Genomic DNA, 20,177 nt, shown 5'->3' with positions numbered 1-20,177 from the left:
GCCGCAGGACCTACAGCCGGCTGAGCGAGGCCGTCGCGAACAGTACGTCGCGGATGGCCTCGCGGTCGCCCTCCTGGCCCGCCGCCGCTTCCACCGGCGAGATGTGACCCGCGGCGAGCCGGCAGAACTCGACCCCGTCCAAAGCCACCTGCGCCACCGTGCGCTCGGGCGAGCCGAGGGCGGCCGGCGAGTCCAGTGCGATGTACCAGTCGCCCCCGCCGTGGCCCTCGATCTCCAGATGGACCGAGCGGCCCGGCGCACCGGCCGTGACGAGGTCCTTCGCGGGTCCGGCCAGTCCGGCGCGGCGGCGCCCCGCCATGGCGGCCGGAAGCAGCCGGGCCGCCAGGTCGATCATCCGGTGCAGATGGGCCGCCGACGGGGCCTCGTACGGGTAGTCGACGGCGTCGGCGATGTCCCCGCCGTGCACCCAGCACTCGAAGGCGCGGTCCAGCAGCGCGTCCTGGAGCGGCAGGGCGAAGGCCCCGTAGGAGACGGAGGCCTCGGCGACGTTCCGCCCGGCGAAGGACGCCGTGCGGATCAGCTCGTGGCTCTGGGCCCGCCAGGGCTCGCGGACGGCCCGGGTGGGCGGCCGGTGCGCTGACGACCAGTGCCTCTCGGTGCGCTCGGAGGGGTCCAGCGGCACCTCGCCGCCGCCGAGCGGGTCGTCGAGGCCGAGCGCGGCGGACAGCAGCCCGTCGACCGCCGTCAGGTGGCCGATCACCCCGGCGACCGTGGTTTTGCGGCTGACCTCGCGCTCCTCCTCGAACCACCGCAGGCGCACCGGCGCGTGCCACTCCGAGTCCGCGATGTCGCGGAGCAGCGCGTCGAGCCGGGCGGTCTCGGCGTCGTACGGGGCGGCGTACTCCGGCACCGGGATCCGGGCCGGCCGGCGGCTCAGGCAGCCGTCCATCACCCGGGACCGGAGCGTCGGGTCGAGATCCAGGGAGCCGTCGGTGTGCAGCAGCCCCACCGCGTCCCGCAGCCGCAGCGCCTCGTCCGCGCACGGGGCGCACGCGGTGAGATGGTCCTCCACGGCGGCGGTCTCCTCGGCCGAACAGGCGGACAGCGCCCAGGCGCCGAGGAGGGCCTTGAGCACCCGGTGGGGGAGGTCGATGCCCGAGGCGGAGGGCGAGGCGGAGGGCGAAGCGGAGGCGGAGGTCATGAGCGGCTCCGGGGCGGCCTGTTCGGGGAGGGCCTCTTCCGGCTGTTCGGGGAGGGCCTCTTCCGGTGCGGACTGCTCCGGCACGGCCTCGTCCGGGGCCGCCGATCCGGGCGGCGGCAGGTCAGGCCGGGGCACGGACTCCAGGTCGAGGTCGTCCGCCGCCCCGCGCGGGCCCGGTATCCGGCGGGCGCCGCGCACCTCCTCCTCGCCTCCCTCGCTCTCGCGTCCGTCGCCGCTCACCGGACCCGTCCGTAACCGGGTGGCGAGGACCCTTCGAGCGGGCGGGCGTTGGCCGTGGAGAGCAGTTGGAGCCCCAGCCGGAGCCGGCGGCGCGCCTCGTCCTCGGTCACCCCGAGGTCGGCGGCGGTCTGCCGGTAGTCCCGGCGATGGATGTACGCCAGCTCCAGCGCCTGCCGCAGCGGGGCGGGCATGGAGGAGACGATGTAGTCGGCGCGGGCGGCGGCCGTGGCGCTGCGCACCCGCCGCTCCAGCTCCTCCGGGTCGGGCGCCGCGCCCTCGCCGTGCTCCGCCGCGTACGAGGAGACCGTCGCGCGGCGCAGCCGCTGGACGGACTGGCGGTGGGTGAGGCGGGCCACCCAGGAGCGCATCGAGCCCTGCTTCGGGTCGTACGCCTCGGGGTTCTCCCAGACCTGGGCGAAGACCTCGCGGGTCACCAGGTCGGCGGCGTCCTCGTCATCGAGCATCCGGTGCGCCTGGCTGTGGACGAGGGCCGCGAACCGGTCGTACAGCTCGCCGAGCGCCGCCGCCTCACCGCAGGCCAGCCTCTGCTGCATCCTGCGGTCCCAGCGGGGTGCCGTCTCCTTCGCCATGAACCCCCCAGCCCCCGGCCCTGTCCACCCGAATCCGTGATCCACCCTGTGCCCGTGAGGACCGAATGTAGTCCGCCGGGCGGGCGGCGCACGCGCCTTTGCGGCAACTCTCTTCTTGCGGCGCGTGGCCGACGACGGTAGTCGATTTTCGGCCCGGCTGCCTCGCTGTCCGCTCGCTTTCGGCCTGCTGCCCGCTCTGAGCAGCGGAAACGGCCCGACGTGCGCCTTTCCGCAGGAAACCTCCTGGGCGTCGGCAGGCGTGTCGGTGTTTCATGGGGGTGCGGTGGGGCAGCCGCGAGGAGGAACGGAAACTTCCGGAGTGCCGGGAGCCCCGGAACGAGAGGTCCAGTCGCGTGACGCTGAAGGTGGACGAGGCGGAGCAGGGCTCCTGGACCGTGCTGAGCATGAGCGGCGAACTCGACCTGGTGACCTCACCCGTCGTGCGCCAGTCCGTCCACGAGGCGGTGGCGGAGGGGCAGCACGATGTAGTGCTCGACCTGTCCGAGGTGTTCTTCTGCGACTCCAGCGGCGTCGGTGTGCTGATCGCCTCGCGCCGGCTGATGAAGTCCTGCGGCGGTCGGCTGCGGCTGATCCTCCCGGCCCGGGGCGCGGAGGACGGTTCGCACGTCAACAAGGTGCTCGGGGCGCTCGGGGTGCGCCGGCTGTTCGACGTCTACCCGGACGCGCTGTCCGCCACCGACGAGGAGTGCAGGCCGCTGAGCGCCTGAAGCGGGTTCCTCCGATGCGAGGTTGTCACACAGGAGGCGCTGCTCGGTGACGTGTGAGCGCCCCGGGCGTCGTACGCTCCCCGCATGGACAGCGCAGAGTACGAGCGAAAGATCGCGCACCGCTTCGCAGCCTTCGACCAGGACGGTAACGGCTATATCGATCGTGCCGATTTCAACGCCGCGGCGGCCCGTCTGCTCACCGAGTTCGGTACGACGGCCCGCTGCGACAAGGGGCAGGCGCTCTACACCGGTGCCGAGGCCTTCTGGCAGGGCATGGCGGGCATCGCCGATGTGGACGGGGACCAGCGGGTCACCCGTGAGGAGTTCGTGGGCGGGGCGGTGAAGCGGCTCCGGGACAATCCCGGGCGGTTCGCCGAGATCGCCCGGCCGTTCCTGCGGGCGACCATCGCGGTCGCGGACGGCGGGAACGACGGCAGGGCTTCGGTTGCGGACGTGGAGCGGGCGCTCCGGGTCCTCGGAGCCAGCGCCGAGATCGCGGGCATCGCCGCCCAGAGCCTGGACACGGACCGGGACGGGTTGATCGCGGAGAGCGATGTGGTCGCGGCGTTCGCCGTGTACTTCACGGTGATCGAGCCGGACGCGTAGCGATCCGGGGCGTTACGGGGACGGCGCGTCGCTCCCGTAACGCCTGCCGCTCCCGTAACGCCTCCCGCTCCCGCGGCGCCTGTGGCCCTCGGCCCCGCTCGCCTCACCCGCCGAACCGTTCCCGCAGCCGGTACTTGAGCACCTTGCGCAGCGTCTCGTTGCGCGGCAGCGCGTCGAGGACCTCCAATTGCTCGGGCACCTTGTGGACGGACAGGCCCGCTTCCCGCAGATGGGCGGAGAGCGCGGTCAAGGTCAGGGGCGGGGCGCCCGGCGGCTGTTCGACCACCGCGCAGACGCGTTCGCCGCGCTCCGGGTCGGGCAGCCCGATGACCGCCGCGTCGGCGACGGCGGGGTGCGTGTGGAGCAGGTCCTCGATCTCCTTGGCGGAGATGTTCTCGCCCTTGCGGATGATGATGTCCTTCAGCCGCCCGGTGAGCGTGAGGTGACCGCTCTCCCGGAGCCGCCCCAGGTCCCCGGTGATCAGGAACCCCTCGGCGTCGAAGGCCGCGGCACGGGCCCCGGCGTCCAGATAGCCCCGGCAGACCGCCTCCCCGCGCAGCCGAACCTCGCCCTCGGCACCGTACGGGAGCGGCTTGCCGTGTTCGTCGGCGATCCGGATCTCCATACCCTCCGGGGGCCGCCCCTCGGTCAGGGCCAGGTTCTCCGCCGTGTCGTCCGGGGCGCCCATGGTGATCATCGGGACCTCGGTCATGCCGTAGCCGTGGGTGAGCTGGACCCCCATCTCCCGCACCACCGCGTGGTACACCTCCGGCGGTTTCGGCGCTCCGCCGCCCGCCAGCAGACGGAGGGTCGGGATGAGCGGCCGGCCGGGGGCCTTGCGCTGTTCGGCCAGGAACATCGCGTAGAAGGCGGTCGAGCCGCCCGCCACCGTCACCCCGTGCCGCCGGTACTCCGCCAGCGCGTCCGGCAGCGCGAACTGCTCGAACATCACCGCGGGGAAGCCGTACAGCAGCAGCATCACCGTGTAGTCGGGCCCGGCGACATGGGCGTACGGGAACGCCATCGAGCCCACGTCGTCGGCGGAGAGCTTCAGGGCGTGGGCGAGACAGGAGCCGCCCGCGATCAGGGAACGGTCGGTGTGCAGGACGCCCTTGGGGTCGGAGGTGGTGCCGGAGGTCCAGTAGATCCAGCGGACCTCCTCGCCCGAGGAGGGGGCGGGCGGGGGCGGCAGGACCGCCGGGTCGCCGTCGGGGAGGGTGTCGTACGCCTCGAAGACCCGCGGCGGGCGGTCGAGTTCCCCGGCGATCCGCTCGGCCATCGCCGTGTGGTCGAAGCCGCGCCACACGCCGGGCACGGCGAAGAACGCGGCTTCCGACCCGCGCAGCGCGAACCGCACCTCGCGGTCCCGGTAGAACGGGATGACCGGCGTCTGTACGGCCCCGAGCCGGGTCAGGGCGAAGGAGAGCAGCGCCGTCTCCAGCCGGGTCGGCAACTGCCAGGCCACCACGCTGCCCGCCCGCACGCCCATCCCGTACAGCCCGGCGGCGACCCGCTCGGCGCGGTCCCTCAGCTCGCCGAAGGTCAGGCGACGGTCCTCCTGGAGCAGGACCGGGCGGTCGGGGGTGAGGGCGGCGCGGCGTTCGATCAGCTCCCAGAAGGTGCGGGAGGCGCCCAGGGCGTGGGCGGATGCGGTCACGTCGTTCACGGCGGTCACAGCGCCTCCTCCGAACTGACGGCCAGTCAGATAATGCGGAGAGCGTAGGGCTCCGCGCCTTGTCGGTCCAGGGGTGCGGAGCTAGCCTGAGTGCTGCGACCCCATCTGACGGGCCATCAGAAAACCCGGAAAACTATCGGAGACCGCCCGCACCCGGGACCGCGCCGGGCACGCCGGGCGCGCCGGAGGGACGACACCATGACGGATACGGAACTGCCTCGGATCGTCAGCGTCGACGACCATGTGATCGAGCCCGCGCACCTCTTCTCCGCCTGGCTGCCCGCGAAGTACCGCGAGCGCGGGCCGCAGCCGCTCACCGCGGGCATCGGGGAGCTGGCGTACACGGGCGGGAAGTACGTCATCACCATGGACCCGGACGGGCCGCCCACCGACTGGTGGATCTACGAGGACCTGAAGTTCCCGTACAAGCGGAACATCGCCGCCGTCGGCTTCGACCGTGACGACATGACCCTGGAGGGCATCACCCGCGCCGAGATGCGGCCCGGCTGCTGGGACCCGGCCGAACGCCTCAAGGACATGGACCTCAACCACGTCGAGGCCTCGCTCTGCTTCCCGACCTTCCCGCGCTTCTGCGGGCAGACCTTCGCCGAGGCGCACGACAAGGAGGTCGCCCTCGCCTGCGTGCGCGCCTACAACGACTGGATGGTCGAGGAGTGGTGCGGCGACAGCGGCGGCCGGCTGATCCCGCTCTGCATCATCCCGCTCTGGGACATCGGCCTCGCCGTCGCGGAGATCCGGCGGAACGCGGCCCGGGGCGTCCGCGCGGTCACCTTCTCCGAGATTCCCACCCACCTCGGGCTGCCGTCCATCCACACCGGCTACTGGGACCCGTTCTTCGCCGTCTGCCAGGAGACCGGCACGGTCGTCAACATGCACATCGGCTCCAGCTCCCAGATGCCCGCCGCCTCCCCGGACGCACCGCCCGCCGTACAGGCCTCGCTCTCCTTCAACAACGCGATGGCCTCGATGATGGACTTCCTCTTCAGCGGGGTCCTGGTGAAGTTCCCGACGCTGAAACTGGCGTACAGCGAGGGCCAGATGGGGTGGATCCCGTACGCCCTGGAGCGCGCCGACGACGTCTGGGAGGAGCACCGGGCCTGGGGCGGGGTGCGCGATCTGATCCCCGAGCCGCCGTCCACGTACTACTACCGGCAGATGTTCTGCTGCTTCTTCCGCGACAAGCACGGCATCGCGTCGCTGGACGTCGTCGGCCGCGACAACGCCACCTTCGAGACCGACTACCCGCACGTGGACTCGACCTTCCCGCACACCAAGGAGGTCGCCCTCGACCACGTCAAGGGACTCGACGAGGAGACCGTCCACAAACTGATGCGCGGAAACGCGATCCGGATGCTCGGCCTGGACCTGGACAAGTAGGGCGGGCGCGGCGGTGGATCTCGCGTACACGGAGGCCGAGGAGGAGTTCCGGCGACGGCTGCGGGAGTGGCTGGCCGGCGCCCTCCCCGGCCTGCCCCCGAAGCCCTCGCCCGACGACTGGCCCGCGCGCCGGGCGTACGACACCACCTGGCAGCGGATGCTGTACGACGCCGGGTACGCGGGCCTGCACTGGCCGGCGGACGCGGGCGGGCGGGGCGCCACCCCGACCCAGCACCTGATCTACCTGGAGGAGACGGAGAAGGCCGGGGCCCCCTACGTCGGGGCGAACTTCGTCGGGCTGCTGCACGCCGGGCCGACGATCGCCGCCGAGGGCACGGCCGAGCAGCGGGCCCGCTGGCTGCCCCCGGTGCTGCGCGGCGAGGCGGTCTGGTGCCAGGGGTTCAGCGAGCCGGACGCGGGCTCCGACCTGGCCGCCCTGCGCACCCGGGCCGTGCGCGACGGCGACTCCTACGTGATCAGCGGAGCCAAGACCTGGACCTCGCACGCCGAGGTCGCCGACTGGTGCGAGCTGCTGGTGCGCACCGATCCGGACGCGCCGAAGCACCGGGGGATCAGCTGGCTCGCGATGCCGATGGACGCCCCCGGCATCACGGTCCGGCCGCTGCGGACCCTGGCCGGGTCCAGGGAGTTCGCGGAGATGTTCCTCGACGAGGTCCGGGTGCCGGTGCGCAACCGGGTCGGGGCCGAGAACGACGGCTGGCGGGTCACCATGGTCACCCTCTCCTTCGAACGCGGCACGGCCTTCGTCGGCGAGGTCGTCGCCTGCCGCCGCACCCTGGACGCCCTCGCCGACGAGGCCCGGCGCAACGGGCGGTGGGACGACGTGGTCCTGCGCCGGCGCCTCGGCAGGCTCAACGCCGAGTTCCGGGCCCTGTGGCGGCTCACCCAGTGGAACGTGGCGGAGTCGGAGCGCACGGGGGGAGTCCCCGGCACCGGCGGCTCCGTCTTCAAACTGCGCTACTCCGGGGCCCGCCAGGAGCTGTACGGGGCGGCGGCGGAGGTGCTGGGCGGCGGCGACGCGTTCGACCTGGACCGGGAATGGGTGCTGGACCGGCTCTCCTCCCTCTCCTACACGATCGCCGCTGGCACCTCCCAGATCCAGCGGAACATCGTCGCCGAGCGCATCCTCGGCCTGCCGAAGGGGCGCTGAGGCCACCGTGGACTTCCAGCTCTCGGACGACCAGCGGGCCCTGCGGTCCGGTATGCGCGACCTGCTCGACGCGGTGTTCGACCGGGACCGGCTGCGGGCGGCGGTGGAGCGGGGCGGGACCCTGGACCGTGCGCTCTGGCGGGGGCTGGGCGCGGCCGGCTTCTTCGCGCTCCGGGTGCCGGAGGAGGCGGGCGGGGTGGGCCTCGGGCTGCCCGAGGCGGTCCTGCTCTTCGAGGAGGCGGGCCGGGCGCTGCTCCCAGGGCCCCTGGTCGCCACCCACCTCGCGGCGGGCCTGGTGAAGGGCGCCGCCGAGGGCGAGGCGGTGGTGACGGCCGTGGACGGGGACCTCCCGGTGGCCCACCTGGCGGAGGCGGACGCGGTGCTGGTGGGCGCCGATGTCCTGGTCGGGGAGCCGCTGCGCGCCTTCGTCGCCGCCGCCCGGCCCGTACGGTCGATGGACCCGCTCACACCGCTGCACCGGGTGGCGGGGCGCACGGCGGAGATAGAGGCGTACCCCGGCGCAGTCCCGTACGAGGGGGCGCTTCTCACTGCTGCCGAACAACTCGGGAGCGCCACCCGGACCACCGACATGGCCGTTCAACACGCCGGGGACCGGCAGCAGTTCGGATCGCCCATCGGATCGTTCCAAGCGGTCAAACACCTCTGCGCCGACATGCTCGCCCGCACCGAACCGGCCCGCGCCGCCGTGTACGCGGCCGCGGTGACCGGCGACCCGGTGGAGATCGCGGCGGCCAAACTGCTCGCCGACGAGGCGGCCGTACGCAACGCGCGCGACTGCCTCCAGATCCACGGCGGCATGGGCTTCACCTGGGAGGCAGATGTTCACCTCCACCTGAAACGGGCCTGGCTCCGGGCCGCGGCCCGGCTCGGCGGGGCCGCCGCGGAGGAGCTCCTGGCCGCCGGCCTGGGGACCGCGCGGCCGCGTTCCGGCAGCTCGGCGGCGTCCGGCGGAGGGACCCCGGAAGCAGGGGGTGGAGGGTGACGCAGCGCAGCCGTGCGGCGTCGGTACCGGCTTGTGTCCTTTGCGCGATTCGTCACCGGGTGGAGTCGGTGTCCGGCTCGGGTACGCTCCGTGGAATGCGAGTGGTTCTGGAACCGGGCGATCCGGGGGCGGCCTGTGCGGCGGCCCCGGTCCGGGGCGAGGGCTCTCGTCGGAGATGTGCCGGGCCTGCCCGAAGAGCGTTTCTCGCGGTCTCTGCGCGCTCCTGTTCGACTCCCCGCAGCGTGCGTCGCACAGTATGCACCACGCGTACTCCTTCGCGCTGGAATATGCCCGAAGCGCTTGTTGCGGTGACTGTACGTCAACCATGCTGTCGCGTAAGGGAATCACGTTCCGTGACCCTGAGGAGGCGCGAGGCGATGTGTCCGCCGGTTCGGATGGTGTGAGCGGTGCAGGTGCTTCAGGTTCAGCTGGAGGTCGGTCCGGATCCCGCGGAAGTGGGGCGGGCCCGTAGGTGGGCGCGGTCGCGCCTGGTCGGTTCCGGGATAGGGGATGACGAGCCTCTCGCCGAGACGCTCATCCTGCTGATCTCGGAGCTGGTCACCAACGCCGTCGTCCACACGGGCTGCCCCGCGGTGCTGCGGATGCTCTTCGGCGGGACCGGGGCGTCCGGCGCGGCCGGGACCGTCCGGGTCGAGGTCGCGGACGCCAGCGACCGCCCGCCGCTCCAGCGGCACGCGGAGGGCGACGAGACGGGCGGCCGGGGCCTGGAGCTGGTGGACGGCCTCGCGGACCGCTGGGGCTGGCTGCCGGAGGGCGCGGGGAAGCAGATCTGGTGCGAGGTCGACCGGAGCGGCCCGGTGCGGCTTCCGGAGGCGCCCTCGGGCGTCGGCCAGGGCGGCGAGCCGTGCGCATCACCCTCCTGTCTCTTCACCTCGCCAACCTGAAGTGACGTGACCTGACCTGACCTGACCTGATCTGAGCCGTCCTGTCCTGTCCTGAGCCGGGCCCGTTCCCTCCTCGGGGCGGCCTTCACAGGATCGCGACCGGGGCGACCGGCGAGCCGGTCGCCCCGGCGAACGGCTCCGGGGACGCGGTGAGCAGGAAGGCGTGCCGGCCCTCCTCGGCGCAGGCCTCGGACAGCGCCTCCAGGTTCCAGTTCTGGCCCTGCGGCATGCCCATCTCGACCAGATGCAGCGCGTGCACCGGCATCCACAGGTCCTCGATCTCCGGCGGGAAGATCTCGAAGGTCAGGGTGTCGTTGGCGACGGCCGCGGCATCCCGGGCGCGGAACCACTCGGGCGTGCGCACCGAGAGCCCCGGCGACGGATAGCCGTACGCCTGCCGGTCCCCGGCCAGCGCGAGGCGCACCTGCCCGGTCCGTACGAGCACGATGTCCCCGGCCCGTACGCGTACGCCCCCGAAGTCCTCCGCCGCGGCCAGGTCGTCCGGCGTCACGGCGTGATCGCCGGGCAGCCGGTCCACCCCCCGGGCCCGGGCCACGTCCAGCAGCACCCCGCGCGAGACGAGGTGCTCCACGGTGGCGATCGAGGAGAACCGGGCCCCGCCGTGGGCGGTGATCGTGTCCGCCGGGCGGCCGTTGTAGATCTTCCCGCTGTGCGAGACATGGGTCAGGGCGTCCCAGTGGGTCGCGGCCTGGAGCCCCATCGTGACGGCGTCGTCGCTGGTGGCGACCGTGCCGGGGCCGAAGATCTCCTGGTTGATCTGGACCATCGTGTGCAGTGGATTGATCCGGCCCGGAATGAGTCCGCTCTGCACCCCGTCCTGCCGGAGCGGCAGCGCGAGCGGTATCCGGCGGCCGGTGCGGGCGGTGGCGACGGCCTCGCGCACGACGGCGTCGGTGATCAGGTTGAGCGTCCCGATCTCGTCGGCCCCGCCCCAGCGGCCCCAGTTGTTCACGCGCTTCGCGATCTCGTGGAACTCGGCCGGCAGGGACATGGGGACCTCCTGGGTCTTGTGCCGGAGCGTCTGACTGCCCGTAAAATCTAACGGACCGTCAGAAACCGCGGGAAGGGGCCGGGCATGGGGAACTTCTTGGCAGGCAGGGTGGTCGCCGTGACAGGGGCCGGCCGGGGCATCGGGCGGGCGGTCGCGCTCGCCGCGGCGGGGGAGGGGGCGCGCGTCGTCGTCAACGACTACGGAGTCTCCGTCGAGGGCTCCGAACCGACCAGCGAGATCGCCCGGTCCGTCGTCAAGGAGATCGAGGCGGTGGGCGGCGAGGCGGTCGCGGTCGCCGACGACATCTCCACCATGGCGGGCGGGCAGCGGATCGTGGACACCGCGCTGGCGGAGTACGGCCGGCTCGACGGGGTGGTCTGCGTGGCCGGGATCCTCCGTGAGCGCATGCTGTTCAACATGGCCGAGGAGGAGTGGGACCCGGTCCTCGCCACGCACCTCAAGGGCACGTTCACCGTCTTCCGGGCCGCCTCGGCGGTCATGCGGAAGCAGGAGGGCGGGGGCACGCTGATCGGCTTCACCAGCGGCAACCACCAGGGCAGCGTCTCCCAGGCCAACTACAGCGCGGCGAAGGGCGGGATCATCTCGCTGGTGCGCAGCGCGGCGCTGGGCCTGCACAAGTACGGGGTCACGGCGAACGCGGTCGCACCCGTCGCCCGGACCCGGATGTCGGCCGGGGTGCCGATGGAGCTGAAGGAGATCGGGGAGCCGGAGGACGTGGCGGCCCTGGTGGTCTACCTGCTCAGCGAGCGGGCGCGGGCCGAGCGGATCACCGGGCAGGTGTACACGATCGCGGGCCCGAAGATCGCGGTCTGGGCCCAGCCGAGGGAGTTGCGGGCGGCGTACGGGGAGGGGCCCTGGACCCCGGAACGGATCGCGGACTTCCTGCCGGGGACGGTGGGGGTGGACCCGATGCCGATGCTGGCGCGGCTGGAGGAGATGGCGACGGCGGCGAGGTCGGGCGACCGGCCGAACAAACCAAGCGCTTCCGGCGATTGGGGAGCGGGGCCCGAGCAATCCAGCCGCCCCGGCGTTTGAGGAGGAGGGCCCGAGCAATCCAGCCCCTCCGGCGTTTGAGGAGCGGAGGTCCGGGGGCGGAGCCCTCGGGGCGCTGCCCCGGACCTCGGTCCTCAAACGCCGGACGGGCTTGATTTGGGGGCTCCGCCCCCGAACCCCCGGTCCTCAAACGCCGGACAGGCTGGAGTTGTTGCCCCGGTCCTCAGACGCTCGGCCGAGCCCATTCAAGCCCCTCCGGCGATTGAGGAGCGGGGGTCTGGGGGCGGAGCCCCCAGGAACACAGGAGGCACGCATGGACTTCCGTACCGAGGCGCGCAGCTGGCTGCACAGCCACCTCGCCGACACCCCCGCCCCCGACCCCCGCACCTGGGAACGCGAGCTCGGGCGCGCCGGGTGGATCGGGATCGGCTGGCCCGGCGCGGACGGGGAGAGCTACGGCAACCGCCGGGCCACCCTCGCCCAGCAGGTCGTCTGGGCCGAGGAGTACGCCCGCTCCGCGGCCCCCGCCCGGATCGGCCACATCGGGGAGAACCTCCTGGCCCCGACCCTGATCACGTACGGCACCGAGGAGCAGAAGCAGCGCCATCTGCCCCCCGTGGCCCGGGGCGAGACGCTGTGGTGCCAGGGGTACAGCGAACCGGGTGCGGGCTCCGACCTCGCCGGGGTGCGCACCGCGGCCGTGCCGGACGGGGCCGGCGGCTACGCCGTGACCGGGCAGAAGATCTGGACCTCGCTCGCCCTGACCGCCGACTGGTGCTTCGTCCTCGCCCGCACCGACCCCGGCTCCGCCCGCCACCACGGGCTGTCGTTCCTGCTGGTGGAGATGGACCAGCCGGGCCGGATCGAGGTGCGGCCGATCCGGCAGCTGACCGGGACCAGCGAGTTCAACGAGGTGTTCCTCGACGGGGCGCGGGCCACCGAGGTCGTCGGGGGCGAGGGCAACGGCTGGCAGGTCGCCATGGGCCTCCTCGCCCTGGAACGGGGGGTCTCCACCCTCGCCCAGCAGATCGGGTTCGCCGAGGAGCTGGACCGGGTGGTCGCCGCCGCCGTGGCGAGCGGGGCCGCCGAGGACCCGGTCATCAGGGCCCGGCTCGTCCGGCAGTGGGCGGAGCTGGACACGATGCGCCGCCACGCCCTGCGCACCCTCGGCCGCACCGGCGACCCGGGCGCGCCCAGCGTGGCGAAGTTGCTGTGGGGCGGCTGGCACCAGCGGCTGGGCGAACTGGCCGTGCAGGTCGCGGGCGAGGCGGGGGCCGTCGGGCCCGAGCCCTGGTCGGAGGGGCGACCGTACGAACTCGACGGCGCACAGCACCTGTTCCTCTTCAGCCGGGCCGACACCATCTACGGCGGCTCCGACGAGATCCAGCGGAACATCATCGCCGAGCGGGTGCTCGGCCTACCGAGGGAGCCCAGATGAGAGGCGTCGTCTTCGACGGCACACGGACCGAGGTCGTGGACGACCTGGAGATACGGGACCCGGGCCCCGGGGAGGTGCTGGTGGCGGTCGCCGCCGCCGGACTCTGCCACAGCGATCTGTCGGTGATCGACGGCACGATCCCCTTCCCGGTCCCCGTCGTCCTCGGCCACGAGGGCGCGGGCGTGGTGGAAGCGGTCGGGCCCGGCGTCGGTCACGTGGAGCCCGGTGACCACGTCGCGCTCTCCACCCTCGCCAACTGCGGGGCCTGCGCCCCGTGCGACCGGGGGAGGCCGACCATGTGCCGGAAGGCCATCGGGCGGCCGGGGCGGCCGTTCTCGCGGGGCGGGAAGCCGCTGTTCCAGTTCGCCTCCAACTCCGCGTTCGCGGAACGCACGGTGGTGCGGGCCGTCCAGGCCGTGAAGATCCCGGACGACCTGCCCCTCACCTCGGCGGCCCTGATCGGCTGCGGGGTCCTGACCGGCGTCGGGGCCGTCCTCAACCGGGCCAAGGTCGGCCTGGGCGACACCGTCGTGGTCATCGGCACCGGCGGCATCGGGCTCAACGTGCTCCAGGGGGCCCGGCTGGCCGGCGCGCTCACCGTCGTCGCCGTCGACAGCAACCCGGCGAAGGAGGCGGTGGCCCGGCAGTTCGGCGCCACGCACTTCCTGACGAGCGCGGAGGGCGTGCGCGACATCCTGCCCGAGGGGGCCGACCACGCCTTCGAGTGCGTCGGCCGCACCGAGCTGATCCGCCAGGCGATCGACCTCCTCGACCGGCACGGGCAGGCCGTGCTGCTGGGCGTGCCGGCGGCGAGCGCCGAGGCGTCGTTCCTGGTCTCCTCGATGTACCTGGACAAGTCGATCCTCGGCTGCCGCTACGGCTCCGCACGGCCGCAGCGCGACATCGCCCTGTACGCGGACCTCTACCGGGAGGGCCGGCTGCTGCTGGACGAACTGGTCACCGAGACGTACCCGGTGGAGGACTTCGCCAAGGCGGCCGACGACGCGCACCACGGGCGGGTGGCCCGGGGGGTCCTGGTCTTCTGAGCCGCGTCTCCTACGGGTGCTCCCGGGCCGAGGCGCGAGGACCTCGGGGCGCGATGTCTGCCGAGGAGCGGAACGTACGCCGGTAGGCCGTCGGCGGCACGCCCAGCGCCGCCTGGAGGTGCTGGCGCAGCGAGGTCGCCGTGCCGAAGCCCGCGTCGCGGGCCACCTGGTCGATGGACAGGTCCGTCGACTCCAGCAGGTGCCGGGCCCGCTCCACCCGCTGCTGGGTGAGCCACTGGCCGGGGCTGATCCCGACCTCCTCGCGGAAGCGGCGGGTGAACGTCCGTACGCTCATCGCCTCCTGCTCCGCCATGTCCCGCAGCAGGATCGGCCGGTCGAGACGGGCCAGCGCCCAGGCCCGGGCGCCGGTGGTGGTCGCGAACTGCGGCTCGGGGACGGGGCGGTGAATGTACTGGGCCTGCCCGCCGTCCCGGTGCGGGGGCACGACCGTGCGGCGCGCGATCTCGTTCGCGACGGCCGTCCCGTGGTCGCGCCGCACCAGGTGGAGGCAGAGGTCGATCCCGGCGGCGACCCCGGCGGAGGTGAGGACCTCGCCGTCGTCGATGAACAGGACGTCCGGGTCGACGCGGACCTGCGGGAAGGTCCGCTGGAAGTGGTCGGCCGACGACCAGTGCGTGGTGGCGGGTCGGCCGTCGAGATAGCCGGCCGCCGCCAGGACGTAACTGCCGGTGCAGATGGAGACCATCCGGGTGCCGGGCCTGACCAGGGCGAGCGCGGCGGCCAGCTCCTCGGTGAGGCGGCCCTCCTCGAAGACCGGGCCCAGCTCGTAGGAGGCGGGGATGACCACCGTGTCGGCGGTGGCGAGCGCCTCCGGGCCGTGCTCCACGAGGATGGAGAAGTCCGCGTCGGTCCGGACCGGGCCCGGCGGGCGGATGGAGCAGGTCACCACGTCGTACAGCCTCCCGCCCTTCCCGCCGGACTCCGTGCCGAGACTGCGGCCGAAGATCCGCTGGGGGATGCCCAGTTCGAAGGGGAGCAGTCCGTCGAGGGCCAGAACGACGACGCGGTGCTGCACGACGGCCTCCTCGAAGATCACAGGAAATTGCTGTAGTGGTATAGACCACGAGCTGGTACAGGTTAGCGACGTGATGGAGAAGCCGACAGAGCGCGCGTCCATTCCCGACGCCGCGTGCGACACCCGAACGAACACGAACACGAACACGAACACGAACACGACCACGAACCCGCTCCCGGATTCGAGCCCGCTCCCGGCCCTGCCCCCGCTCGCTCCCGGCGGACCGGGCGGCCCCGCCGGGACGGGCCTGAGCGCCGGGTCCTCCTTCGGTTCCGCCCCCGGCCCCGCGCCGCTCTGGAACCGCAACTTCCGCTACTTCTTCGTGGCCCGTACGGTCGCGCTCTTCGGCGACGGCATGATCCCGGTGGCCCTGACCGCCGGCCTGCTGGGCGCGGGGCGGCCCGCCTCCTCGGTCGGCTTCGCGCTCGCCGCCTGGATGGGGCCGCTGGCGGTGTTCGTCCTGTTCGGCGGGGTGCTCGCCGACCGGTTCACCCCGCGCCGCATGATGATCATCGCCGACGCCCTGCGGCTGATCGGCGCCTCCGTGCTGGCGGTGACCTTCGCGACGGGCAACCCGCCACTGTGGTCGGTGTACGTCCTCAGCTCGGTGGCCGGCGTGGGCGCGGCGCTCTTCCAGCCCGGGGTCGCCTCGACCGTGCCGCGCGTCTCCACCGACGTCCAGCGCGCCAACGCGGTCCTGCGGGTCGCCGAGGCGCTGATGACCATGGCCGGGCCCGCCTTCGCGGGAGTGCTCGTCGGCCTCGCCAGCGCCGGCGCCGTCTACGCGGCGAACGCGGCGACCTTCGCGGCCTCCGGGGCCTGCCTCTTCCTGATGCGGCTGGCCCCGGCCCCGCACGACGAGGCGGCGCGCGGCACGTTCGCCGCGGAACTGGTCGACGGGTGGCGGGAGTTCCGGGCCAGGTCCTGGCTGTGGGGAGTGATCGCGGTCTGGACGGTGTACGGCTTCGCGGTCCTCGGCCCGATGCTCCCGCTGACCGCCGTCCTGGTCACCGAGGAGCACGGCTCGGGGGCGTACGGAACGCTGATGGCGGTCAACGGGGCGGGCAGCGTCGTCGGCGGACTCCTCGCCCTGCGGCTGCGCCCGTCGCACCCGCTGGCGGCGGGGGCGGTGGCGCTGCCGCTGGTGGCGGTGAGCCTGCTGGTGCTGGCGCTCGGGATGCCGCTGCCCGTGCTGGCGGCGGGGCAGTTGCTGGCGGGCGGGTCGGCCGCGTTCTGGCTGGTGATGTGGTCCACGACGGTCCAGACGCACGTCCCGCCGGAGGCCCTGAACCGGCTGCACGCCTACGATGTGGCCGGCTCGCTCCTGATGGTCGCGGCGGGCCGAGCCCTGGCGGGCCCGGTGGCCGAGGCGGTCGGAGCGCCCGAACTGCTGGTGGCGGCGGCCGTGATCAACATGGGGGTGGTGGCGGTGCTGCTGGTGGCCCGGCCGATCCGGCAGCTCAAGAGGATCGGGCTCGGATGAGGCCCGCGGCCCGGCCCCCGGAGCGCACGGACGACTCCACGACGCGACGCACGCCCCCGGCCCGCTCCTCCCCGGCCCGCCCTTCCGCGGTCCGTGCGGTCGCGGCGGGGGCGGCCGTCGTCACCGTCGCCGCGGGCCTGGCCGTGCGCGCCGGGGCGGACGGCGCCTTCGCCAAGTACGCGGGGAGCGCGCTCTACACGGTGCTGCTCTGCACCCTCGTCGCCTTCTGCGCGCCCCGCGCGCGGCCGGCCGTGGTGGGCGCGACGGCGCTCGGCCTGAGCTGGGCGGTCGAGTTCGCGCAGCTCACCGGCGTACCGGCGGAGCTGTCGGCGCACAGCGCGGCGGCCCGGCTGGTGCTCGGCTCGACCTTCAACGCACCGGACCTTCTCTGGTACGCGGTGGGCGCGGCCTGCGCGTGGGCGATACTCCGGGCGGCCGGACAGCGCCGCTGACCGCCCGCAGCATTCCTGCTGTGGCCCGCCCTCGGCCCACCCCCTGGTGCGGACCCGCTCCTCGCCCGCCCGCGCCTCCGGCACGGGCTCGGGCGGAGTCCGGTCGGGGGTGGAGGCGCGGGCGCCGGGTGGTCCGGAGGGAAGTGCTCGCTGTCACCGGTCCTTGGCCAGGGCGACGAGCTCGGCGAACAAGCCACCGCCCCTGACGAGGTCGTCGTACGTTCCGTGCTCGATGACGCGGCCCTCGTCCATGACAAGCACCCGGTCGGCAAGGCGGGTGTTCTCCAGTTGGTGGGTGACGACGATCGTCATGCGGCCGGCGGCGATCCTCTTGATCTCCAGGAACAGGGCGTGCTCCCCGCGCGCGTCCATCTGGGACGTCGGCTCGTCCAGGATCAGCAGGGGTGTCCGGCGGTACAGGGCTCGTCCGCACACCAAGCGCTGCCACTGGCCGCCGGACAGTTCGGCTCCACCGAACATCTCCCTGGTGAGGAGCGTGTCCAGCCGCTGGGGCAGCTTCTCCACCGCGTCGCGCATACCGACGGCGTCGACGACGTCCCACACGGCGTCGTCGTCGAAGGTGCGGGGCTGGCCGAGCGTGATGTTCTCGCGGACCCGCAGGGGCCAGCAGGCGAAGTTCTGCGGCACGAGTGCTGTCCGGTTCCACACGGCGTCGGGACTGGCCTGGGCCAGGTCGATGCCGTCCCAGAGGACGCGGCCCTTGTCGGGGAGGAGGATGCCGGTGATCAGCCTGGTCAGTGTCGACTTGCCGGAGCCGTTCTCGCCCACGATGGCCAGGATCTCCCCACGGCGCAGGGAGAGCGAGACCCCTGCGACGGCGGGTTCGTCCTTCCCGGGGTACTGATACACGGCTTCGTCGATCCTGATCTCTTCGACGACCTCCGGGATCGTCAGCTCGCCGCGCTTGGGTGCCAGCTCCTCGGCCATGTCGAGGAACGCGCGCATGTCGGCCAGGTAGAGCGAGGTGTGGAACAGCGCTGCCCCGTAGATCACGAAATTGCCGAGGGCGGCGAGTGTGGCCTGCACGGCGACGACGGCGGTAGCGGCGATGGGCAGTCCCACGCGACCGGTGGCGGCGAGCCAGGCGAGGGTGGCCCAGGTGCCGCAGAGGAACACTCCGCCGAGAGCGCTGGTGGCGAGCGTGATGCGCAGCAGGCGGGGGGCCGTGGTGAGGGTCCGCTGGTCGATGCGGTCGGAGAGGGCCCGGTACCAGTAGATGAGGTAGCCGGTCATGCCGTTGGCCCGTACCTCGTCCCCGTGACGGGAGAAGGTGGCCCACGACCGCATGAGCGCACGGACGTTACGGTCGCCGACGTTGAGGTAGTGGGTCTCGTAGTCGACGCGCGCGGACAGGACCGCCCCGGCGCCGGCGGGAACGACGGCCAGGAGCAACAGCGGCAGCATCAGGGGGTGGAGAGCCGTGATGACGGAACTGGCAGCGATCATGCGAACCAGAGCGGACATGAACCGCTGCGCGTCCTGCACCATCATCGAGGTACGCGTCACACCGACCTCCGCGGCCTCCTGCCGGTCCTTGAAGCCGTCCTGGCCGTAGGCCGAGGATTCGACCCGGCACACGGCGGCTACCAGGGCGACGTCTGCCTCGGTCATCAGCCGCGGAGTGATCCGGCCGTTGGCATAGGAGGACAGGGCGCTGCTGACGCGCCCGATTCCGGCAGCGGCCGTGACGACGATCAGAGCGGGCAAGGCGTTGTGCAGGCGTTCGGACACCTCGTCGTTGCCCAGAATGTGGGTCATGGCCTGTGCGGTGAACGCGAGGACGACGCCGGCCGAGACGCCGGTGAGGAGCTGGCAGGCGAGGAGCAGCAGAGCTGCTGCTCTGTCGACGGCCCACGCCATGCGCGCGGTGCGCCCCAGCACGGAGGGGAGGCGGCGGCACATGGCGCTGAAACTGGCGTCTGCCAGCGGGTTCTTGCCGTGCTTGCCGTTGAAGGTGATGGTGGCCGGGGGTGGCGGGGGAGGTGTCTCGGAGGATTCGGTCGAGGCGGCGGTCACAGTCACCTGTTCCCTCCCGTGGGGATCGACGCCGCGCCTGGATGGCCCGGGCAGTGCACGGCATAACGACGCCGCCGCGGAATCGAACGCACTCGATTTCGGACGCGTGGGCGCCCATACGTAGCAACGGGGTGGGCGTGTGCGCACCGGTACGGAGCCGCGCTCCGGACGCGTCAGTTGGCCGAATCGCCGACGCTGGAAACCCCTGGGGCAGATGAGGTTTCGAAATCAAAGGAATCGCGCGACGCGCGAGGGTCTCGCTGCGTGTCCGTCAGGCGTCGAAACGGCCGCGTGCCCTCTCGATGTGACCGAGGTGCTGGTGGGTCCAGCCGCATAGGGCGTCGACCGCGGTGCGCAGGGCCCGGCCCGGCTCGGTGAGGGTGTACTCGACGCGCGGCGGCACGGTGGGGTACACCTTCCGGTCGACCAGGCCATTGCGCTCCAGCATGCGCAGGTTCTGGGTGAGCATCTTGTGGCTGACGCCCTCGACCTCGTTCCGCAGCTCGCTGAAGCGCAGGGTGCGCTCGCCGAGCGCCTCGATGATCAGGAGCGCCCACTTGTTGGCGACGTCCGAGAAGATCTCCCGCGCCAGGGAGTCCGCCCGCCGCAGGTCAGCGTCCTCGGGCAGGCCCTTGAGCAGTTGCTTGGTCACCATGAGGTTCCTCAGTCACCGAAAAGTGCGTTCTTCCAGGTCAGCCTTTACTCTCCTACAGTTTCCGAGTAACTACAAGAGAGCGCAACGGAAGGGCGAGCACCGTGGCCACCATCGATGCCTTCACCTACGACGTACCGGCCGAGAGAGACTTCGGCTACTCACAGGCGATCAAATCCGGCGAGCTGATCCACGTCTCCGGACAGCTCTCCTTCGATGGGGCGGGAGAGTTCCTCCACGCGGGCGACTTCGCCGCCCAGCTCGAGCGGACCTACGCCAACATGGACAAGGTCCTGGACCACTACGGCGCCACCCGGAACCAGGTCGTCTCGCAGACCCTGTACGTGGTGAACCTGCGGCAGAATGCCGCGGCGACGGCGGAGGGCAACCTGGGGTACTTCGGCGACCACCGTCCGGCCAGCACGGTCCTGGGTGTTACTGAACTGACCCTGCCCGGCCAGGTCGTCGAGATCAGCTGCGTCATCGACACGAGACTGCCTGCTTGAGGGCGGGCCATGGCCCGATCCCT

Annotated in this window: 19 protein-coding genes; 12 read left to right on the top strand and 7 right to left on the bottom strand. The window is 72.5% G+C overall.

All coding sequences use genetic code 11. From position 1 onward, the window contains the following. Nucleotides 1-10: 10 nt before the first annotated feature. Nucleotides 11-1,402: a zf-HC2 domain-containing protein gene (locus N7925_RS14505; RefSeq protein WP_274344062.1), complete on the bottom strand. Its 1,392-nt coding sequence runs from the start codon at nucleotides 1,400-1,402 to the stop codon at nucleotides 11-13. Then, nucleotides 1,399-1,992, bottom strand: a complete 594-nt coding sequence (locus N7925_RS14500; RefSeq protein WP_274344061.1) for an RNA polymerase sigma factor — start codon at nucleotides 1,990-1,992, stop codon at nucleotides 1,399-1,401. Before N7925_RS14500 ends, N7925_RS14505 begins: the two co-directional genes overlap by 4 nt. Before the next feature lie 353 nt (nucleotides 1,993-2,345). On the opposite strand from N7925_RS14500, the gene N7925_RS14495 reads away from it, so the two are divergent. Both N7925_RS14495 and N7925_RS14490 read left to right on the top strand, forming a co-directional pair. Then, entirely contained in the window at nucleotides 2,346-2,720 is a 375-nt protein-coding gene (locus N7925_RS14495) for an STAS domain-containing protein (RefSeq protein WP_265600032.1), read from the top strand. An 84-nt stretch (nucleotides 2,721-2,804) separates the two neighbouring features. Next, nucleotides 2,805-3,326 carry an EF-hand domain-containing protein gene (locus N7925_RS14490; protein ID WP_265600031.1) on the top strand — a complete coding sequence of 174 codons (522 nt, stop codon included), beginning with the start codon at nucleotides 2,805-2,807 and terminating at the stop codon, nucleotides 3,324-3,326. A gap of 103 nt (nucleotides 3,327-3,429) precedes the next feature. Here the strand turns inward: N7925_RS14490 and N7925_RS14485 are convergent, their stop codons facing one another. After that, complete coding sequence (locus N7925_RS14485) at nucleotides 3,430-5,001, bottom strand: class I adenylate-forming enzyme family protein (RefSeq protein ID WP_274344060.1); 1,572 nt, start codon at nucleotides 4,999-5,001, stop codon at nucleotides 3,430-3,432. A gap of 198 nt (nucleotides 5,002-5,199) precedes the next feature. On the opposite strand from N7925_RS14485, the gene N7925_RS14480 reads away from it, so the two are divergent. The 4 genes from N7925_RS14480 to N7925_RS14465 all read left to right on the top strand — a co-directional run bounded on the left by N7925_RS14480 (nucleotide 5,200) and on the right by N7925_RS14465 (nucleotide 9,478). Then, the gene (locus N7925_RS14480) at nucleotides 5,200-6,399 is read left to right on the top strand and encodes an amidohydrolase family protein (protein ID WP_265600029.1); all 1,200 of its coding nucleotides are present in this window, start codon (nucleotides 5,200-5,202) and stop codon (nucleotides 6,397-6,399) included. A gap of 13 nt (nucleotides 6,400-6,412) precedes the next feature. Beyond that, nucleotides 6,413-7,570, top strand: coding sequence for an acyl-CoA dehydrogenase family protein (locus tag N7925_RS14475; protein WP_274344059.1), 1,158 nt, complete (start codon nucleotides 6,413-6,415; stop codon nucleotides 7,568-7,570). A 7-nt stretch (nucleotides 7,571-7,577) separates the two neighbouring features. Next, nucleotides 7,578-8,573 carry an acyl-CoA dehydrogenase family protein gene (locus N7925_RS14470; RefSeq protein ID WP_274344058.1) on the top strand — a complete coding sequence of 332 codons (996 nt, stop codon included), beginning with the start codon at nucleotides 7,578-7,580 and terminating at the stop codon, nucleotides 8,571-8,573. A 407-nt stretch (nucleotides 8,574-8,980) separates the two neighbouring features. Beyond that, entirely contained in the window at nucleotides 8,981-9,478 is a 498-nt protein-coding gene (locus N7925_RS14465; protein WP_265600026.1) for an ATP-binding protein, read from the top strand. A gap of 85 nt (nucleotides 9,479-9,563) precedes the next feature. On the opposite strand, the gene N7925_RS14460 is transcribed toward N7925_RS14465, so the two are convergent. After that, entirely contained in the window at nucleotides 9,564-10,490 is a 927-nt protein-coding gene (locus N7925_RS14460; protein WP_274344057.1) for a cyclase family protein, read from the bottom strand. 84 nt (nucleotides 10,491-10,574) lie between these two features. On the opposite strand from N7925_RS14460, the gene N7925_RS14455 reads away from it, so the two are divergent. The 3 genes from N7925_RS14455 (at nucleotide 10,575) to N7925_RS14445 (ending at nucleotide 13,988) form a co-directional block, all read left to right on the top strand. After that, on the top strand, nucleotides 10,575-11,546 hold the full coding sequence (locus tag N7925_RS14455) for an SDR family oxidoreductase (RefSeq protein ID WP_265600024.1): 972 nt from the start codon (nucleotides 10,575-10,577) through the stop codon (nucleotides 11,544-11,546). Between the two features lie 271 nt (nucleotides 11,547-11,817). Beyond that, entirely contained in the window at nucleotides 11,818-12,942 is a 1,125-nt protein-coding gene (locus tag N7925_RS14450; RefSeq protein WP_274344056.1) for an acyl-CoA dehydrogenase family protein, read from the top strand. Continuing rightward, nucleotides 12,939-13,988 (top strand): Zn-dependent alcohol dehydrogenase, encoded by a 1,050-nt coding sequence (locus N7925_RS14445; protein ID WP_265600023.1) that lies wholly within the window; start codon nucleotides 12,939-12,941, stop codon nucleotides 13,986-13,988. The genes N7925_RS14450 and N7925_RS14445 overlap by 4 nt, the downstream gene beginning before the upstream one ends. Nucleotides 13,989-13,998: 10 nt before the next feature. On the opposite strand, the gene N7925_RS14440 is transcribed toward N7925_RS14445, so the two are convergent. Then, nucleotides 13,999-15,024, bottom strand: coding sequence for a GlxA family transcriptional regulator (locus N7925_RS14440; protein WP_274346468.1), 1,026 nt, complete (start codon nucleotides 15,022-15,024; stop codon nucleotides 13,999-14,001). A 73-nt stretch (nucleotides 15,025-15,097) separates the two neighbouring features. Between N7925_RS14440 and N7925_RS14435 the strand changes: the two genes are divergently transcribed. Beyond that, nucleotides 15,098-16,507: an MFS transporter gene (locus N7925_RS14435; protein WP_274344055.1), complete on the top strand. Its 1,410-nt coding sequence runs from the start codon at nucleotides 15,098-15,100 to the stop codon at nucleotides 16,505-16,507. Next, the gene (locus N7925_RS14430) at nucleotides 16,504-16,959 is read left to right on the top strand and encodes a ribosomal maturation YjgA family protein (protein WP_274344054.1); all 456 of its coding nucleotides are present in this window, start codon (nucleotides 16,504-16,506) and stop codon (nucleotides 16,957-16,959) included. The genes N7925_RS14435 and N7925_RS14430 overlap by 4 nt, the downstream gene beginning before the upstream one ends. Nucleotides 16,960-17,112: 153 nt before the next feature. Here N7925_RS14430 and N7925_RS14425 read toward each other — a convergent pair whose 3' ends face one another. Next, nucleotides 17,113-19,002 (bottom strand): ATP-binding cassette domain-containing protein, encoded by a 1,890-nt coding sequence (locus tag N7925_RS14425; protein WP_443032151.1) that lies wholly within the window; start codon nucleotides 19,000-19,002, stop codon nucleotides 17,113-17,115. A gap of 265 nt (nucleotides 19,003-19,267) precedes the next feature. Further along, a complete protein-coding gene (locus N7925_RS14420; protein WP_265600020.1) occupies nucleotides 19,268-19,651 on the bottom strand; it encodes a winged helix-turn-helix transcriptional regulator in 384 nt (127 codons plus the stop codon). 101 nt (nucleotides 19,652-19,752) lie between these two features. Between N7925_RS14420 and N7925_RS14415 the strand changes: the two genes are divergently transcribed. Further along, complete coding sequence (locus tag N7925_RS14415) at nucleotides 19,753-20,154, top strand: RidA family protein (RefSeq protein ID WP_274344053.1); 402 nt, start codon at nucleotides 19,753-19,755, stop codon at nucleotides 20,152-20,154. Nucleotides 20,155-20,177: the final 23 nt, after the last annotated feature.

It is taken from the genome of Streptomyces sp. CA-278952 (assembly GCF_028747205.1).
Taxonomy (GTDB): Bacteria; Actinomycetota; Actinomycetes; order Streptomycetales; family Streptomycetaceae; genus Streptomyces.
This window is presented reverse-complemented; position numbering and strand designations above follow the sequence as displayed.

What these genes read in the sequence shown, in the direction of transcription:
- N7925_RS14500 (WP_274344061.1), bottom strand. Translation starts at nt 1,992, where the DNA reads ATGGCGAAGGAGACGGCACCCCGCTGGGACCGCAGGATGCAGCAGAGG.
- N7925_RS14490 (WP_265600031.1), top strand. Translation starts at nt 2,805, where the DNA reads ATGGACAGCGCAGAGTACGAGCGAAAGATCGCGCACCGCTTCGCAGCC.
- N7925_RS14480 (WP_265600029.1), top strand. Translation starts at nt 5,200, where the DNA reads ATGACGGATACGGAACTGCCTCGGATCGTCAGCGTCGACGACCATGTG.
- N7925_RS14460 (WP_274344057.1), bottom strand. Translation starts at nt 10,490, where the DNA reads ATGTCCCTGCCGGCCGAGTTCCACGAGATCGCGAAGCGCGTGAACAAC.
- N7925_RS14455 (WP_265600024.1), top strand. Translation starts at nt 10,575, where the DNA reads ATGGGGAACTTCTTGGCAGGCAGGGTGGTCGCCGTGACAGGGGCCGGC.
- N7925_RS14450 (WP_274344056.1), top strand. Translation starts at nt 11,818, where the DNA reads ATGGACTTCCGTACCGAGGCGCGCAGCTGGCTGCACAGCCACCTCGCC.
- N7925_RS14445 (WP_265600023.1), top strand. Translation starts at nt 12,939, where the DNA reads ATGAGAGGCGTCGTCTTCGACGGCACACGGACCGAGGTCGTGGACGAC.
- N7925_RS14435 (WP_274344055.1), top strand. Translation starts at nt 15,098, where the DNA reads ATGGAGAAGCCGACAGAGCGCGCGTCCATTCCCGACGCCGCGTGCGAC.
- N7925_RS14430 (WP_274344054.1), top strand. Translation starts at nt 16,504, where the DNA reads ATGAGGCCCGCGGCCCGGCCCCCGGAGCGCACGGACGACTCCACGACG.
- N7925_RS14420 (WP_265600020.1), bottom strand. Translation starts at nt 19,651, where the DNA reads ATGGTGACCAAGCAACTGCTCAAGGGCCTGCCCGAGGACGCTGACCTG.